The sequence below is a fragment of the Rhizobium sp. NXC14 genome (assembly GCF_002117485.1).
GTDB lineage: Bacteria > Pseudomonadota > Alphaproteobacteria > Rhizobiales > Rhizobiaceae > Rhizobium.
On sequence record NZ_CP021033.1, the window covers coordinates 735,720 to 751,247 of the forward strand.

Sequence of the window (15,528 nt, forward strand, 5' to 3'; positions counted from 1 at the left end):
GAATGCTTGAACTGAAAAACATCCATGGCGGTTACGGCAAGATCACCATTCTGAACGGCGTTTCCTTTTCGATTCCGAAAGCGTCGATCACCACGGTCATCGGCCCGAACGGCGCCGGCAAGTCGACGGTATTCAAGGCCATTTTCGGTCTGTTGAACATCAATTCCGGCCAGATCCTGCTCGACGGCAAAGACGTGACCAGACAAACGCCGCGGCAAATGATCGGGCACGGCGTCACCTACGTCCCCCAGGGCCGCAACGTCGTCCCCCAGCTTTCCGTCTACCATAATCTGGAGCTCGGCGGCATCACTGCGAGCGACCAGGCGAAGGTGCGCAAGCGCATCGACATGGTGATGGACCAGTTTCCGATGCTGCGCAAATTCAGCGACCGCAAGGCAATCGAACTGTCCGGCGGGCAGCAGAAGCAGCTGGAAGTGGCCCGTGCCCTGCTGCTCGATCCGAAGCTGATCCTGATCGACGAGCCTTCGATCGGCCTGTCGCCCAATCTCGTGCAGGAGGTCTTCCAGACCCTGATAAAGCTGCGCGACCAAGGCGTTACCATATTGATGGTGGAACAGAACGCGAAGTCGGCCCTCGCCATGTCCGATTACGGCCTCGTGCTAGAGCTCGGCCAGACCCGCATGCACGACAAGGCCTCCGCTCTCCTCGCCGACCCGCGGGTCGGCCAGCTCTTTCTGGGCGGGCATATCGAGGAAGAACATGCGCATTGAAGCGCTCGACTGCGCCCCCGCGAGACTGGGAGAATGCCCCATCTGGTGTGGGCGCAGTCAGCGATTGTGGTGGGTGGACGTGCTTGCTCCGGCATTATGGAGCTGCGATCCGAAAAGCGGAACAATTGTCGCTCATGCGGTGACGGCGCGGCGGATAGGTTCACTCGCATTGCGCAAAGCCGGCGGATTGCTGCTTGCCTGCAACGACGGACTGTATACCTACGATCCGGAAACGGGGAAACAGCTCTTCCTCATCGACCCGGAACCGGGGCAGCCCGGTCATCGGAAAAATGACGGACGGACGGATTCCGCGGGCAATTTCTGGATCGGCACATTGCGAGAAACCGACTACGCGCCGGTTGGCGCGATCTACAGAATCTCGCCGGATCTCAGCATAACCACATTTGCCGATGGCCTCGCCATTCCCAATGCGCTGGCTTTCGATCCCGAACGACAGCGGCTCTACTTCGCCGATACACGCGCCTACACGATCTGGGCATGCGAATATGATGCGGAGACAGGCCATGTCGGCGACCGCTGGATTTTTACGACGACGACCGCCCCGGCGCGCCCTGACGGAACCTGCATCGATGCGGAAGGCTTTCTCTGGAATGCCGAATATGCGGGCGGCCGGCTGGTGCGCTACAGTCCGGACGGCAGGATCGACCGAACGGTCGACTTGCCCGTCAGCCATCCGACCTGCTGCTGCTTCGGGGGCGAAGATCTCGACCGGCTCTACGTGACGTCGGCAAGCGAACCCCTTTCGGCCGCGCAGAAGGAAGCCGAACCGCTCGCCGGCCGTGTGCTGGTGCTCGATGCCGGCCTTCGGGGAAGACCGGAATTTCTGACCGCACTCTAGAGCATGTCGCGCAAAAGTGACCAGCGGTTTTGCGATAACGGCATGCGTAAAAACAAAGACCTAAAGCGCCAACAGCGAATCTGAGAGATCGCGACGCGCTTTAGAAAGCTTGCAGGAGCCGACCGATGAAAACTTCGATTGCGACGGTATCGATCAGCGGAGAGCTTCCCGAGAAGCTGGATGCGATCGCCAAAGCCGGCTTCGATGGCGTGGAAATCTTTGAAAGCGACTTTCTGGCCTTTGACGGCAGCCCGGCGGATGTCGGCAGGATGGTGCGCGACCGCGGGCTCGAAATCACCCTGTTTCAGCCGTTCCGCGATTTCGAGGGCATGCCCGAGCCCTTGCGCAGCCGTACCTTCGAGCGTGCCGAACGAAAGTTCGATGTCATGCAGGAACTTGGCGCCGACCTCATTCTGGTTTGCTCGAACGTCTCGTCCGCCTCGCTCGGCGGTATCGATCGGGCGGCGGCGGATTTTCACGAGCTCGGCGAGCGCGCCGCAAGGCGAGGCCTGAGGGTCGGTTATGAAGCGCTCGCCTGGGGGCGGCACATCAATGATCATCGCGACGCCTGGGAAATCGTGCGCAGGGCCGATCACTCAAATGTCGGCCTGATCCTCGACAGCTTCCACAGTCTTTCACGCAAGATCGACATCAATTCGATCCGGTCGATTCCGAAGGAGAAGATCTTCATCGTCCAGTTGGCGGACGCACCGCTCATCGACATGGATCTTCTCCATTGGAGCCGGCATTACCGCAACATGCCGGGCGAAGGCGACCTTCCGGTAACGGCTTTCGCAACGGCAATCGCCGAGACCGGATATAACGGCTACTTCTCACTGGAGATCTTCAACGACCAGTTTCGCGGCGGGCTGCCTCGTGCGATCGCCGCCGATGGGCATCGCTCGCTGCTCTATCTCGGCGACCGGGTTCGACGTGAAGCCGGCTCCGAGCAGCTATCGGTCAAGGCCATGCCCGACCGTGCGGCCGTCAAGGGCATCGCTTTCGTGGAGTTTTCGGCGGATGAGGACGAGGCGGCCGAACTCATCGGCATATTGAGAACCTTGGGTTTTCGCAAGACGGCCATTCACCGGACGAAGAGCGTCGCCCTGTACCGCCAGGGGGATATTTGCCTCATCGTCAATACCGATGATGGCGGCTTTGCCGGCGCCTCGTTCGCCGTGCACGGAACATCGGCCTATGCCATTGCCTTGAAGGTCGATGATGCAGGGGACGCTTTCGAGAGGGCGATTGCGCTCGATGCCGAGCCTTTCAGCCAGGCGGTCGAAGCCGGTGAGATGGAGGTTCAAGCAATTCGGGGTGTGGGCGGCGGGCTCATCTATTTCATAGACGACAAGAGCGATCTCGCCCGGTTTTCGGAGGTCGATTTCGTTCCCGCCGAGGATGAGACCGATATCGTCCCCGCCCATCTTCTTCATATCGATCACGTTGCCCAGACGGTTCCCTATGATGAGATGCTGACGTGGATGCTGTTTTACACCTCGATCTTCCAGACACAGAAGACGCCGATGGTCGATATCATCGACCCCGCCGGCGTGGTCCATAGCCAGGTGGTGGAAAACGCCTCCGGCTCGCTGCGGATCACCCTCAACGGCGCCGAAAACCGTCGCACCCTAGCAGGCCATTTCATGGCCGAGACATTCGGCTCGGGTGTGCAGCACCTTGCCTTTTGCACCGACGACATCTTCGCCACCGCGGCGAGCCTGCGCCGCAACGGCTTCAAGCCCCTTGTCATTTCACCGAACTACTATGATGATATCGAAGCCCGCTTCGGATTGGATACGCAACTCAGCGATCGGCTGAAGACAGAAAACATTTTGTACGACCAGGACGAGCATGGAGAGTACTTCCAGCTCTATAGCCCGGCGTTCGGCGAGGGTTTCTTCTTCGAGATCGTACAGCGTCGGAGCTATGCCGGCTACGGAGCGGCTAACGCTATTTTTCGAATCGCAGCCCAGAAGAAGCATCTGAGGCCGGAAGGTATGCCAAGGCTTTAGTTTTTCATGTGATGTACAGGATTGGAGCCAGCGAAATCACAATGTAGTTGAAAGGAATTGGCCCGGAGATCCCTCGCCGGAAATAGCTATGTTTTTGGCCGTCGGTTTTCCGTTCGTCGGCACACAGCCACTTCCAGTCGATCCATTATGCGATCTTTTTGGCCTAGAACGTGAACTCCATAGGAACAAGCCGGACTCTGGCCTGCACAGCTCTCGCCGTGCCAGAACCGTTGATCGCGCTCTTCCAGTGTCAGTGGCGTAAGGGGTATTTATGGAACTTGTGCATATTCTTAGGTCTTCACAACCGGCATCATTTAGATATTGTTGCACTACGGTCTCTTCGAGCGTCATCTCAAGCTGTATGAAACAATCCTGCGACAACGGTGCAGGACACGATAACAAGCCAAACGGAAGCCGTACGCTGGACCATCATAAATCGGCTGTGGCGCTGTGCGCCGATCTGAGTCAGCCTGCCGATCGTACCCCAGATGACGGCGGCGATGATTGTCAGAGCGACAAAAATTACAAGCTTTGGAAAGAAATCCGGCACTGTTGGTTGAGGCAGAAGGGCAAGTCCGATTACAAACGCCTTAGGGTTGAGCACCGTCGTCACGTATATGCGTCGAGCGGTGACACTGCCGTACTGAATATCATCGTTCCCCGCCATCCAGAGTTTTACCGCGAGATACATGACCCAGGCCGCCGCCGCGAGCTTCAACAAAAGGGCGGTTTCGGGCCAATAGCTTATCAGTTCTGTCCCGAGCCACGTTAGTGGCAGGATCGTGGTGAGGTAGCCAGACAGCTCGGCAGGTAACAATTTCGGAACGCGCCAGAAGCTGTTGCGTGCCGATGCCAACCCCATAAGTGTATTGGTGGGCCCCGGGGTCAGGAGGAGGATGAACACCGTCGAGATAAATGTGGGATAGCTCACTGCATACCGTCCGTCGTGGTTAAACTGGTGTCGTCGGTGTTCGCACTGTGCGATGCTCTCGCTGTTTTTCTCGGATCAACCAACTATCCGTCTCGGTGAGGTAAGGGATACTAGACTGGCTTCCCGGGCGGGAGCAGGCGATTGCCGCGGCCGTTGTGGCTCGTCGCATTGCCGCCTCGAAAGAGAGGCCGCGATCGAGAGCCGAGGCCAATACACCAACGAAGCAGTCGCCAGCAGCAGTCGTATCCACGGCATCGATTGGCAGCGCCGATGTTCGTAACGCCTTTCCGTTGATGAAAGCTTCGGCTCCCTCGCCTCCCATAGTGCGTAACACCCCTGTTTTAAGGGCGCTTGACAGAGACCTGGCGGCTGGCTCGCATCCAAGCCAACCTGCAAGAGCTTCGGCCTCGTCTTCGTTAACGATCACGATGTCGACGAGGGAAAGAAGCTCGCGATCCAGCTGGTAGGCTGGCGCTAGGTTGAGGATCGATTTTGCGGGTTGATTTGAGACGCGTCTGATAAGGTTTTCAATTTGACCAACGTCGTTCTCCATTTGCATCAGAACGTAACTCGCATTCTGAAGCAGCTCTTCTTCAATACCATGAGATTGCGCGACAAGGTTGGCGCCTGCTGCAACCGCAATCATGTTGCGGCCATTGGCATCAATCATTATTGCGGCGGACCCTGTGGGTTCCCTAGATCGGACCAGACGGCTGATATCAACTGTGCCCTCCAGATTCTGAAGGGCGATGGCGGCCATGGCGTCGTCACCGACCGCGCCGGTCATTATCACTTTAGCTCCGTCGCGCGCAGCCGCCAGCGCTTGATTGGCCCCTTTTCCCCCGGCCTCGATTCGAGATCTTCGCGCTAAGACGGTCTGGCCCGCCTGTGGTATTTCCTTGACCAAGAAGACGAGGTCAACGTTGATTGATCCAAAGGTGACGATCATCGCTACCAATCCTAAGCCTGTTCTGCGAGGTCGGGACGTCGCATGCTATTCACTCAGGCCGCCGAACCGACGCGTCCCGCTTCAGCCCGTGGGTAAGCATCCGGGAATGATGCATTTCTCACTGTCTAAGCCGGCTGCAGTTGAAATCACGTTTTCTTTTAGAATCGATTTCTATTTTCATCAACTACGATTAGGGGGCGCCGTCGTACGACTAAAGAGAATGGGCGTCTGGGATGCCAGGCAAAGGTTCAGGCAGCATGATACGAAAATGCTTTGCTCCAACCGGACCTCGTTGCCGTTTTCCGGACCGCCCGCGAACTCGCGAATCCAATCGTCTAATCCCGGTGCAAGAGGACGAACTGTCCCGCACCGGTCAAGGCCGAAGAGAGCGATTAAGAATGCGGGCAAGGCGTAAGGGCCGACGTCTCGAGCACCCCTGATGCGAAGCAACTCGTTGTTGAGACCTCAACAACGATGACGGGAGGGGATGGTTGTGGAAGCCTATTCCATAATGGAAATAGACCTTATAAACTGCGTCAAAAGGAGATTAAACTTTGACCGTCGCAGCCGTATCACGATGCTTGACCCTGCTGGAAGTGCTGGCCGGTGAAGCGGGATCACTGGAGTTGTCCGACCTTGCCGAACGTCTCGATATGCCTCCCAGTGCGGTCCATCGGCTGTTGACGACGCTGATTAGCCACGGATGGGTAACTCAAGATGCCGCGAGCCAAAACTACGCCTTGTCGCTTCGATTAAGCGCCTTGGCGTTCCGGAATCTTGACGCGCGGAATGTCCCGGATGTGGTCCAGTCCGTTTTGGATCGGTTGGCTGCGGAAACGCAAGAATATTGTCGCCTCGCAATCCTTGAAGGTCAAGATTTGGTTTGGGTGGCACGTGCACAAGGTGCGACAACCGGCCTCCGATATGATCCGGACATGGGACAAGAGATTGTTCTTCACGCAACGGCGAATGGGAAGGCATGGCTTTCCACTTTACCCGAAGAACGAGCGCTGGAAATTGTCTATTCTCGCGGCTTTACGGCTAAACGAAAGCTAGGTCCCAATTCTGCCCGAACCATTGATGAACTAAGAATTCGGCTGAATGAAACTCGAGAACGCGGCTTCGCAACCTCCGTCGAAGAAGGGGAGGCTGGTACCGCAGCAGTTGCAGTTCCGTTTCGGGCAAGTTCTGACAGAGAAGCTCCGGTAGCCGGGACGATATCCGTTGCAGGGCCTCTAATGCGCATAACCGAAGATCGTTGGCCTGACCTCGTTAGTTCTCTTAATAAAGCGGCGGTGGAACTAAGCGATATCTGGCCTCTCCGAGTTCGTCAGCGAACCATGACGCCATTGATTGTTGCAAAGGGGGCAGTGCGGTAGCTGCCGTCCAGATGTTCTGGGCTTACAGGTCTTCTTGATATCGCACATCCTCGCAGGTTGGTATCGCCAAGACCTTTAGCCGCTGCAGTACGATCGTTTGACTTTGTCAGGACGCTCCGCAGCCTGCCGCGCCGCGGCCGAGCGTTGCTAGGTGCCCGTAAAGCCAACGCGGTTGCCCGTATTGGCAGCTTGAAATATTGCGTGATGGCCGGGGTTCCCGCACGCGCATCCATCCTGTTCTTTAGCTACAAACGTCTCGGACGCATCGTCTAATGTCGTTCCCGGATCATGCGGCCCCATATCTCTCAAAAAGCACCGAACCAAATTTTCACTGGATTTAAAAGGTGATTTCGTTTTAGAAATCATTTCCATTTAATTTTCAAGATTGGGAGGGCTCGCGATGAGCGTTACGCGGTGGGAGGACGACGCCACTGTATGGCACGGTCCGGATTACGGCTCGGAGGGATTGAGATACCACCCCGACGTAAAGGCGGCAGCAGTGGCAGGCCGGATCATCACCTGTGTCGAGATCGTCGATTGGAGCGGCACGGGCACGAAGGACATGCTGATTTCGGCATGGGACGCTTGTTATGACGGTCGTGTCTTTTTGCGCCGCCAGATCGGAACGAATTCCGACGGCACGCCTGTTTTGGGTCAAGAGGAATTGGTCGAAGGCGTCCGCGGCTACGTGACGGCCGTCAGGGATGGCGATATTTTTCACCTCGTCTCGGCATCTCGTCTACGCAAGCAGATCTATGTTTTCCCCAATATCGGCATGAAGGGTGCGCCGAAATTCGGCGATCCCGTCAGGCTCGACCTGGATGCCGACTGGGTCAAGGGCAATGAGTATTTCCACATGGCCCGCTTCCACGACATCGATGGCGACGGCGCGGCTGAGTTGATTGTCGGCAGTGACTATTGGAACGATTACTGGCCGAACGGTCTGGAATGGAATGACGAAGGATATCGCGCATATGACGATGCCGGCCGCTGGCTGGGTGGTCCGCTGCGCGGTTTCCTCTACGCCTTCAAGAACAAGGGCACGCTCGCGGCCCCTGTACTGGAAAAGGGTCATGCTCTCATCGCCGGCGAAACGCCACTCGAAGTATATGGCCAGCTCGCTCCTGCGTTCGGCCGCTTCGGTGCAGAGCGCCAGAGCGTCATAGCTGGCGAATTCTGGAATATCCTGCATATCGCAAGACAACGCGAAGACGGAACTTTCGAGCCGACCAGCCTAATCCGCACTCACGACGATAAGGTTCTGGAACTCGAACAATGCATCCACCTGCCCTGCGTGGTAGATTGGGATGGCGACGGTCGCGAGGACATCCTTTACGGCGCAGAGGATGGCTATATAAGCTTCCTCAAGAACGTCGGCGATGGTGAAGACGGTCTTCCTCGTTTCGAACAGCGTGGCCGAATCGAGACCACGAAGCCTTTGATCCATGCCGGCATCCTGCCATGCCCGGCAGCTCACGACTTCAGCGGCGACGGCCACTACGACCTGGTTGTCGGCAATAGTACTGGCGAACTGCTCTTCTACCAGAGCAGGGAAAAGGACGGCACCATTTACCTCGACAAGGAAATCATGCTGAAGGGCGGCGACACGCCGATCCGACTTGCGGCCGGTCTGACGGGTTCGATCCAGGGGCCATCGGAGAAGATGTTCGGCTACTCCTGCCCGACACTAGCCGACTGGACCGGCAATGGCAGCATGGACATTCTCGTCAGCGACGTGACGGGCAGACACCGTCTGTTCCGCAATACCGGCGAAAAGACGATCCCGCCGCGCTTCGGCGAAGAGGAGTTCCTCACTTACAAGGGCAAGCCGCTAAAGACAGTCTGGCGAGTTCGACCGGCGGTCGTCGACTGGCTCAAGAACAACGACCTTCATTATATCGCATTAGACGAGGACGGAGTCCTCAGCGATTGGCGCAAGGCGTCCGATACGGAACTCTCCGACAAGCGTTTTCTCCGATGGGAAAATGGCGACGCCATGCGCTTCACTGTGGATGTCGGCGGCGGGCGCGGCCGTGTGAAGCTTTGCTTTTGCGATTGGGAAAGCACCGGCCGCACCGACCTGATCTTCGGTACCCATGCCCGCGCATGCGTGCCGCCCGATCCGAAGACCGGTGCGCCACGCAACACGACCAAGCAGGCCGGCCTCTTCTATTCGCGCAACGTCGGGACACCGCAAGAACCTCGTTTTGCGTTGCCAATTCCGATCAAACACCGCGACGAGATCATTCAGATGGCGATGCATGTCGCCTCTCCGGAAGTCGTTGACTGGGCTGGTCGCGGTGTGCTCGACCTCATCGTTGGCATTGAGGACGGCAGCATCGTCTGGCTCAAGCGCGAGGAATTGTCGTGGTAACCGGTGTCAGCATTCGCGGAACGACCAGGCTGATCGGTATCATCGGCGACCCGATCGCTCAGGCCAAGACGCCGGCGGCAGTCAATCCACTCTTTGCGGCACGGGGAGCGGATATCGTATCTGTCCCGCTCCATGTTCCTGCAAAGGATCTGCCCGTGATTTGGGCCGGTCTGAAAGCCATGCCGAACCTTGTAGGGTTCGGCATCACCCTGCCGCACAAGCAGACTGCCATCGATCTGTGCGACAGTCTTGATCCGGTTGCGGCCCGCGTTGGCGCCGTCAATCTGGTGCGCCGCGAGAGGGATGGCAGCTTCCGCGGCTACCAGTTCGATGGCAAGGGCTTTGTGCGCGGACTCCAGTCCAAGGGGATCCGGATCGAAGGCCGTGATGCACTCATCGTCGGAGCGGGAGGCGCCTCGGTCGCGATAGCGTTTGCGCTCATCGAGGCCGGGGCGAACAGCATCACGGTATCAAATCGGACCGTCGACAAAGCTGAGGCGCTGGCGGAGGCTGTAAACGCCGAATTCGGACGGAAGGTTGCCAAAGTAGGCAGGCCCGAGCCGGAAGCTGGTCAACTCGTCATCAATGCGACATCGCTTGGCCTTCACGACACGGACGCGCTCCCGCTGGGTGCGGACTTGCTGCAGCCGGGAATGACATTCGCCGAGGTCATTGCCCAGCCCGAGACCACGCGACTTCTCGCACTGGCCGCCGCAAAGGGTGTCGAAACCCATTCCGGCATGCACATGATCACCGGACAAGCTGACCTTACCGTCGATCATATCTGTGAGCTTTGGGCTTAGCTGAGTTTCGCCTTCTCGCACCACACGTCATGCCTGACCCGTCGGGCATGACGTTCTCGTAGGCCATCCGGCCTCGCAGCATTCGGCATCTTCCAGTCAAATGCACCGACCGTCATCTAAGAACGCTCGACATGGCGCGGCGTCCGGAACTGTTCCTTCGAGAGAAGCTCCCAAGTTTATCCTCCTCCCTGATGTTGCAGTCGCAGACCTTTCTCTGGCCACCGAAGCCGGCCAATCTGGCCTGTCAACGACAGGGTGACGATAGCATCTTGTAAGTCTTGCCCTGCAAATCCCAGATTTGTCGGATAGATGTCCGGCATCCACACTTGGTCGAGCAAGTCGCCCCGTGGTGAAACCACGGTTATACATCCTGTCACCAAGGTCGCGACGCAAATGTTACCAGACGCTGTGACCTTCAGGCTGTCGAACCGTTGGAAACCGCCAAGACCAATAACAAGTACCCCTCCGCCTTGGCTCGGGAACGGCCTTTTCTCAACCACCCCCGGCTCCACGATCGCGTAGCTCCATAACCGGGCTGTTTCCATCTCGGCGACGTAGAGGGTGTCAAGATCGGGTGATAGACCCACCCCATTTGGTGTCAGGAGCGGAAACACCACCCTTTTTATCGAACTGCCATCCGCTTTTGCGTAAAATACCCCACCGTGGTCGCGCTGGAACTCCCGAACCCTGCCCGTGTCAGTAAAATAAAATCCGCCGTGATTGTCGAAAACGATGTCGTTTGGGCCGCTAAGAGTTCGCCCGTCGCACTGATCATACAAGGTCATAACTTCGCCGGTCGAGACATTGACCTTCTGGATCGCACCGCCGCTGTAACCGGGGGCAAGGCCGACGGGACGGAGCCAACCGCCCTCCTCTACCCAGGAAAAACCTCCATTATTGCACACGTAGAGCGCCCCATCCGGCCCCAAAGCCATACCGTTAGGACCACCATTAGTGACCGCCACTACTTCCTGTTTTCCGCCATCCCTGATCCTAACAATCCTGCCGCGACCAATCTCCACGACGGCTATGGAGCCGTCGGGAAGTTCAACCGGTCCTTCCGGGAAGTGAAGTCCAGTCGCGATAATCTCGATATCTGGTTTCGTCATAGGATCGGCCACAGATGGAAGGAACGGTCGGCGTCGGAAAGTTACGCAACGGTTTCGGGCGTGTCCGCAGCCTCTACACATCAGGCCGTTGCGCAACGGAAACGTCAGCTTGGCTTCAAAAGCGAGCGCCAATCAGTAGCGCGCGCCAAATAAGTTCAGCGGACAACTAGATAGTGCTGTCGACGACCTCGGGCGCTCCCCCGTTGGCGGCCGAACGATAACCTGCTTCAATGACGGCCAATGCTCGCTCCGCTTCCAGCAAGCCTGCAACGGGAGGGTGACCATTCGTGAGGTCCGCCCAACTCCGGCGGAGGAAAACCGGGTAATACTCGTCCGTGTTGTACTCGATGGTCGTCGCGTAAGCCTTCTCGTGTTCCCGCAATTTGGCATAGAACTGGTCGGCGTAACCGCGAATGTAGGATTGACGATGCGAGAGCGAAAAGGCGAAATCCCGCTGATCGTCGGCTGTGGAGGGATACAAATAACCTGTCTCGATCACGCAGATCTGTCCTGCGGCAGTTCGGCAGGTGAAGACAGCCTGTTCGTCGACGGTCACATCGGGCCGGTAGATCTGGACCTGGCCCGAGACCTCGGTGATGGGGGATTGTGTCAGTTCTGAGATCAAGTCGATGAAATGAATACCGACGTTTAGCATCGACCCACCTCCTGCGAGTGCCTTTTCAAGCATCCAGGCGCATCCGTTTCGTTCATACCGAGCCACCGAGCCTACGACAAACCGGAAGGAAAGATGCTGAAACCCGTCTGGCGCGAGGCCTGCAGCCGGCGACAGGCGATCAGCCAGGTCGCTTACGCGTTGAATGAAAGGCACGCTTACGAAGACGCCGTGTTTCTCAGACAGTTCGCGGATACGACGAACTTCCTCGAGATTAAGCCCGCATGGCTTTTCGATCAGAAACGGCTTTCCCTTGACTATCAACCGCTCAGCGAGTTCGGCCATGTCAGAGTGACGGCTAAATACGAGCGCAAAATCGAAATCCTGCCCCATCAGTTCGTCGTTGGAGCTATAAAGCTTACAATCGAGCAATTCGGAGAAACGTGGCCCCGCAAATGCCGCGCTGTCGGATATGCCGATCACCTCGATGCCCGGATCCTTCAGGGCAGCGATGTAAAGCGGAAAATGCCAATGGCTGACGTCGAATATTGCGATCCTCATCGCGACTCCATAATTCCTGGTTTATAAAGGCGAGGAGGCATAATTAAACGCATCGAGGGCCGCACAGGATGAACCGACGACGCGTGGTTGCCTAACCGCCTATCAAGCCGCTCCTTGTGAAACTTCTCTCGTAGTGCTATTGGAATAACGTTCCGATAAACCGAATATCGTGGTATCATGCGACTTGTCAAATCCCTTCTAGATCGTTGTTTCGACCTCATCACGCTGCTGAGTGAGAACGCCACCGGACTGTCATTGGGCGAGATCAGTCGGCGGCTGGACGTCCCGAAGAGCGCAGCGCATCGCCTGCTCCACAGTCTGTGTGACCTAGGTTGGGCCGAACAGGATCCCGAGAACGGATTCTACCGCCTTTCGCTGCGTCTAGCCGTCATGGGCCAGCGTCTCCTGGCTGGGACACGGATCCCCGACATCTGCCAACCTATCCTGGACCGCCTTGCCAGCAATACCAAGGGATTGGGCAGAATCGCGATCCTTGATCCTGACGGTTTGACGTGGATATCCCACTCACAAGGCATGCGGTCTGGCCTGATTTACCAGCCGGAACTGGTAGCAAAGGTCCCATTACACACGACCGCCAACGGGAAAGCGTGGCTGGCCACACTGGATCGAGAGGAAGCGTTGGCTAGGGCGGTAGCGAGCGGACTAGGGCGAACAGACCTTGGTGGCCCGCGGGTTATTACCTCTAGGCAGACATTTTCCGCGGCCTTGGATGAGACCGCAGAACGAGGATGGGCCACTGCGATAGAGGAAGCTGAACCCGGCGTTGCCGCGGTTGCCGCGGTTATTCGCGTTGGAGGTCAGGTTGTTGGAACGGTAAGCATCGCAGGACCAATCCACCGCTTTTCATCACTCGTACTCCCCCAACTAGCGGAACAGGTGAAGGCCACTGCCGACGAACTTTCCGAACTTTGGCCTTATCGGATCGCCTCGCCTACCCCGCAAGCAAAGGCTTCGAACAAGTCACAAGTTGTTGGAAATATTATTTAAAAATCTTCTTTAGCTGCCAGTGTGCTCACCGTACCGCTGATCCTCCTTGACACCCGCTTTCCTTAATGGAATAACGTTCCGATAGCGATCGGGGAGATCGCGCTGGGCCAAGTAGCCGCTTAGGTGGTGGTAGGAGGAAACAGTTGGCTAATGTTGAGCTGAAGGCCGTTCGCAAAGCTTACGGCGCCGTACGCGTGCTTCATGGCGTATCTGTCGATATCCACGAAGGGGAATTCGTAACCCTCGTCGGACCCTCGGGTTGCGGAAAATCAACTCTGTTGCGGATGATCGCCGGCCTCGAAAATATCACGGGCGGCGAGATCCAGATCGGCGGACGCACCGTCAACGACGTACCTCCGAAGGCCCGCGATATCGCCATGGTCTTCCAGAATTATGCCCTTTATCCGCATATGACCGTCGCCGAAAACATGGGCTTCTCGCTGAAGCTCAAAAAGGCTCCGCGCGAGGAACGAGAGACCCGCGTTCAACGCGCCGCAGAGATCCTCAGTCTGACGAAGCTCCTTGATCGCTACCCTCGCGAACTCTCCGGCGGCCAGCGTCAGCGCGTGGCGATGGGTCGCGCGATCGTTCGTAATCCGCAAGTATTCCTGTTCGATGAGCCGCTCTCGAACCTGGACGCGAAATTGCGCGTGCAGATGCGCGCTGAGATCAAGGAACTGCATCAGCGGCTCAAAACCACGACAGTGTATGTGACCCACGATCAGGTCGAAGCAATGACAATGGCCGATAAGATCGTTGTCATGCACGACGGTTATGTCGAGCAGGTCGGTGCGCCGCTTGAGCTGTATGATTACCCAGCCAACGTTTTTGTTGCCGGCTTCATCGGATCGCCGTCAATGAACTTCCTCAATGGCCGAGTGGAGACAGGCCGGTTCGTCCTCGAGGACGGACACAAGCTGCCTCTGCCTGCAGGCGTGGCGGATATCTCCGAGAAAGTGATCTACGGCGTTCGTCCTGAGCATCTCACGATCAGTGACGAGGGACTGCCTCTGACCGTCACAGTCGTCGAGCCGACCGGTTCCGAGACCCAGATCATCGCTCGGCATGGCGCGCAAACCATCGTCTGCGTATTCCGGGATCGGGTTCTTCCGAAAGTTGGCGAGACCATCACCGTGGCTCCAGATCTTTCGCGCGTCCACCTCTTCAGCGAGAGCACCGGCAGGCGCCTGTCCTGAGAACCTACGCTACCCACTCTGCCCGAGACGGCCACAGGGGAACAGTAATCGAATGTCGATACCACCGCTACAAGTCAGCACCAATCAAAGCGCGACGCACCTGGCGAGCGACGTCGTGGACGCCACTGACATTGCAAACCGCTTGCGTTGGGCGCCCTTTCTCTGGTTTACGCCTGCGATCTTGATCCTGTTTCTTGTGACGCTCTATCCGACGATCTTTGTGTTCTGGTTGAGCTTTCAAAAAACGAAATACTACGAGCTCGTTGGCTTTAGCGGTCTCGCCAATTACGTCGAAGTGCTGCACTCATCCGAGTTCTGGGACACGACCATAATCTCCCTGACCTATGTCGGGGGATCTCTGGCCGGTGCCATGATCCTTGGCCTGTCCTCAGCGCTGGTCTTGAATCGGGCGGGCGTCACAGGTTCTACGCTGCGGGTGTTCATCCTCTTTCCCTGGACGCTGTCCATGTCAGTCGTCGGCAGCATCTGGCTCTGGCTTCTCAACCCCTCGTTTGGGCCGGTACCCTACGTAATCCAGAAGCTGGGTATCGATCCCGGGCTGATGTTAGGGGATCCAGGAAGGGCATTGCCCCTCATCATCATCGTCACAGCGTGGTGGTCATTTCCCTATGTCATGGTAATGGCGACAGCAGCCATGCAGTCCATTCCGAAAGAACTCTACGAAGCGGTAGAGATCGACGGAGGTGGTGCGTTCGTGAAGTTCCGTTACGTCACGCTCACGGAAATCCTTCCCACCTTGGGAAGCACCGCGCTGACGCTATCCATCATGTACCTGACCTTGATGACGCTGATCATTGTCATGACAGGCGGAGGACCACTGGGGTCGACGACCACGCTTAGTTTCGAGGCCTTCCGTGGAACCGTTCAGGCGGTCAACATTGGGCCGACTGCCGTCGTTTCGATCGTCGTCCTTATCATCAATGTCGCCCTTGGTGCTCTTTACAGCCGGTTGACCGGCCGGGCTACCGGATAGGATCCA

At 57.4% G+C, this 15,528-nt stretch carries 12 protein-coding genes; 8 read left to right on the forward strand and 4 right to left on the reverse strand.

Annotation, left to right across the window (positions count from 1 at the left end):
* The first annotated feature begins 2 nt into the window (after positions 1 to 2).
* The 3 genes from NXC14_RS31505 to NXC14_RS31515 all read left to right on the forward strand — a co-directional run bounded on the left by NXC14_RS31505 (position 3) and on the right by NXC14_RS31515 (position 3,605).
* Positions 3 to 731 carry an ABC transporter ATP-binding protein gene (locus tag NXC14_RS31505; RefSeq protein ID WP_085781894.1) on the forward strand — a complete coding sequence of 243 codons (729 nt, stop codon included), beginning with the start codon at positions 3 to 5 and terminating at the stop codon, positions 729 to 731.
* On the forward strand, positions 721 to 1,590 hold the full coding sequence (locus NXC14_RS31510; RefSeq protein WP_085781895.1) for an SMP-30/gluconolactonase/LRE family protein: 870 nt from the start codon (positions 721 to 723) through the stop codon (positions 1,588 to 1,590). Before NXC14_RS31505 ends, NXC14_RS31510 begins: the two co-directional genes overlap by 11 nt.
* 125 nt (positions 1,591 to 1,715) lie before the next feature.
* A complete protein-coding gene (locus NXC14_RS31515) occupies positions 1,716 to 3,605 on the forward strand; it encodes a sugar phosphate isomerase/epimerase and 4-hydroxyphenylpyruvate domain-containing protein (protein ID WP_085781896.1) in 1,890 nt (629 codons plus the stop codon).
* A gap of 352 nt (positions 3,606 to 3,957) precedes the next feature.
* On the opposite strand, the gene NXC14_RS31520 is transcribed toward NXC14_RS31515, so the two are convergent.
* On the reverse strand, positions 3,958 to 4,536 hold the full coding sequence (locus NXC14_RS31520) for a hypothetical protein (protein WP_085781897.1): 579 nt from the start codon (positions 4,534 to 4,536) through the stop codon (positions 3,958 to 3,960).
* A gap of 19 nt (positions 4,537 to 4,555) precedes the next feature.
* Positions 4,556 to 5,485 carry a ribokinase gene (locus NXC14_RS31525; RefSeq protein ID WP_085781898.1) on the reverse strand — a complete coding sequence of 310 codons (930 nt, stop codon included), beginning with the start codon at positions 5,483 to 5,485 and terminating at the stop codon, positions 4,556 to 4,558.
* A 554-nt stretch (positions 5,486 to 6,039) separates the two neighbouring features.
* Here NXC14_RS31525 and NXC14_RS31530 point away from each other — a divergent pair.
* The 3 genes from NXC14_RS31530 to NXC14_RS31540 all read left to right on the forward strand — a co-directional run bounded on the left by NXC14_RS31530 (position 6,040) and on the right by NXC14_RS31540 (position 10,041).
* Entirely contained in the window at positions 6,040 to 6,864 is an 825-nt protein-coding gene (locus tag NXC14_RS31530) for an IclR family transcriptional regulator (RefSeq protein WP_085781899.1), read from the forward strand.
* Positions 6,865 to 7,264: 400 nt separating this feature from the next.
* On the forward strand, positions 7,265 to 9,238 hold the full coding sequence (locus NXC14_RS31535) for a VCBS repeat-containing protein (RefSeq protein WP_085781900.1): 1,974 nt from the start codon (positions 7,265 to 7,267) through the stop codon (positions 9,236 to 9,238).
* The gene (locus NXC14_RS31540; RefSeq protein WP_245362241.1) at positions 9,232 to 10,041 is read left to right on the forward strand and encodes a shikimate dehydrogenase; all 810 of its coding nucleotides are present in this window, start codon (positions 9,232 to 9,234) and stop codon (positions 10,039 to 10,041) included. The genes NXC14_RS31535 and NXC14_RS31540 overlap by 7 nt, the downstream gene beginning before the upstream one ends.
* Positions 10,042 to 10,217: 176 nt before the next feature.
* On the opposite strand, the gene NXC14_RS31545 is transcribed toward NXC14_RS31540, so the two are convergent.
* Both NXC14_RS31545 and NXC14_RS31550 read right to left on the reverse strand, forming a co-directional pair.
* Positions 10,218 to 11,150 carry an SMP-30/gluconolactonase/LRE family protein gene (locus NXC14_RS31545; RefSeq protein WP_085781902.1) on the reverse strand — a complete coding sequence of 311 codons (933 nt, stop codon included), beginning with the start codon at positions 11,148 to 11,150 and terminating at the stop codon, positions 10,218 to 10,220.
* Positions 11,151 to 11,316: 166 nt separating this feature from the next.
* Positions 11,317 to 12,324 (reverse strand): Gfo/Idh/MocA family oxidoreductase, encoded by a 1,008-nt coding sequence (locus tag NXC14_RS31550; RefSeq protein ID WP_085781903.1) that lies wholly within the window; start codon positions 12,322 to 12,324, stop codon positions 11,317 to 11,319.
* Between the two features lie 1,151 nt (positions 12,325 to 13,475).
* On the opposite strand from NXC14_RS31550, the gene ugpC reads away from it, so the two are divergent.
* Both ugpC and NXC14_RS31565 read left to right on the forward strand, forming a co-directional pair.
* Positions 13,476 to 14,528 carry a sn-glycerol-3-phosphate ABC transporter ATP-binding protein UgpC gene (ugpC, locus tag NXC14_RS31560; RefSeq protein WP_085781905.1) on the forward strand — a complete coding sequence of 351 codons (1,053 nt, stop codon included), beginning with the start codon at positions 13,476 to 13,478 and terminating at the stop codon, positions 14,526 to 14,528.
* A gap of 52 nt (positions 14,529 to 14,580) precedes the next feature.
* On the forward strand, positions 14,581 to 15,522 hold the full coding sequence (locus NXC14_RS31565; protein WP_085781906.1) for a sugar ABC transporter permease: 942 nt from the start codon (positions 14,581 to 14,583) through the stop codon (positions 15,520 to 15,522).
* The last annotated feature ends 6 nt before the right edge of the window (positions 15,523 to 15,528 follow it).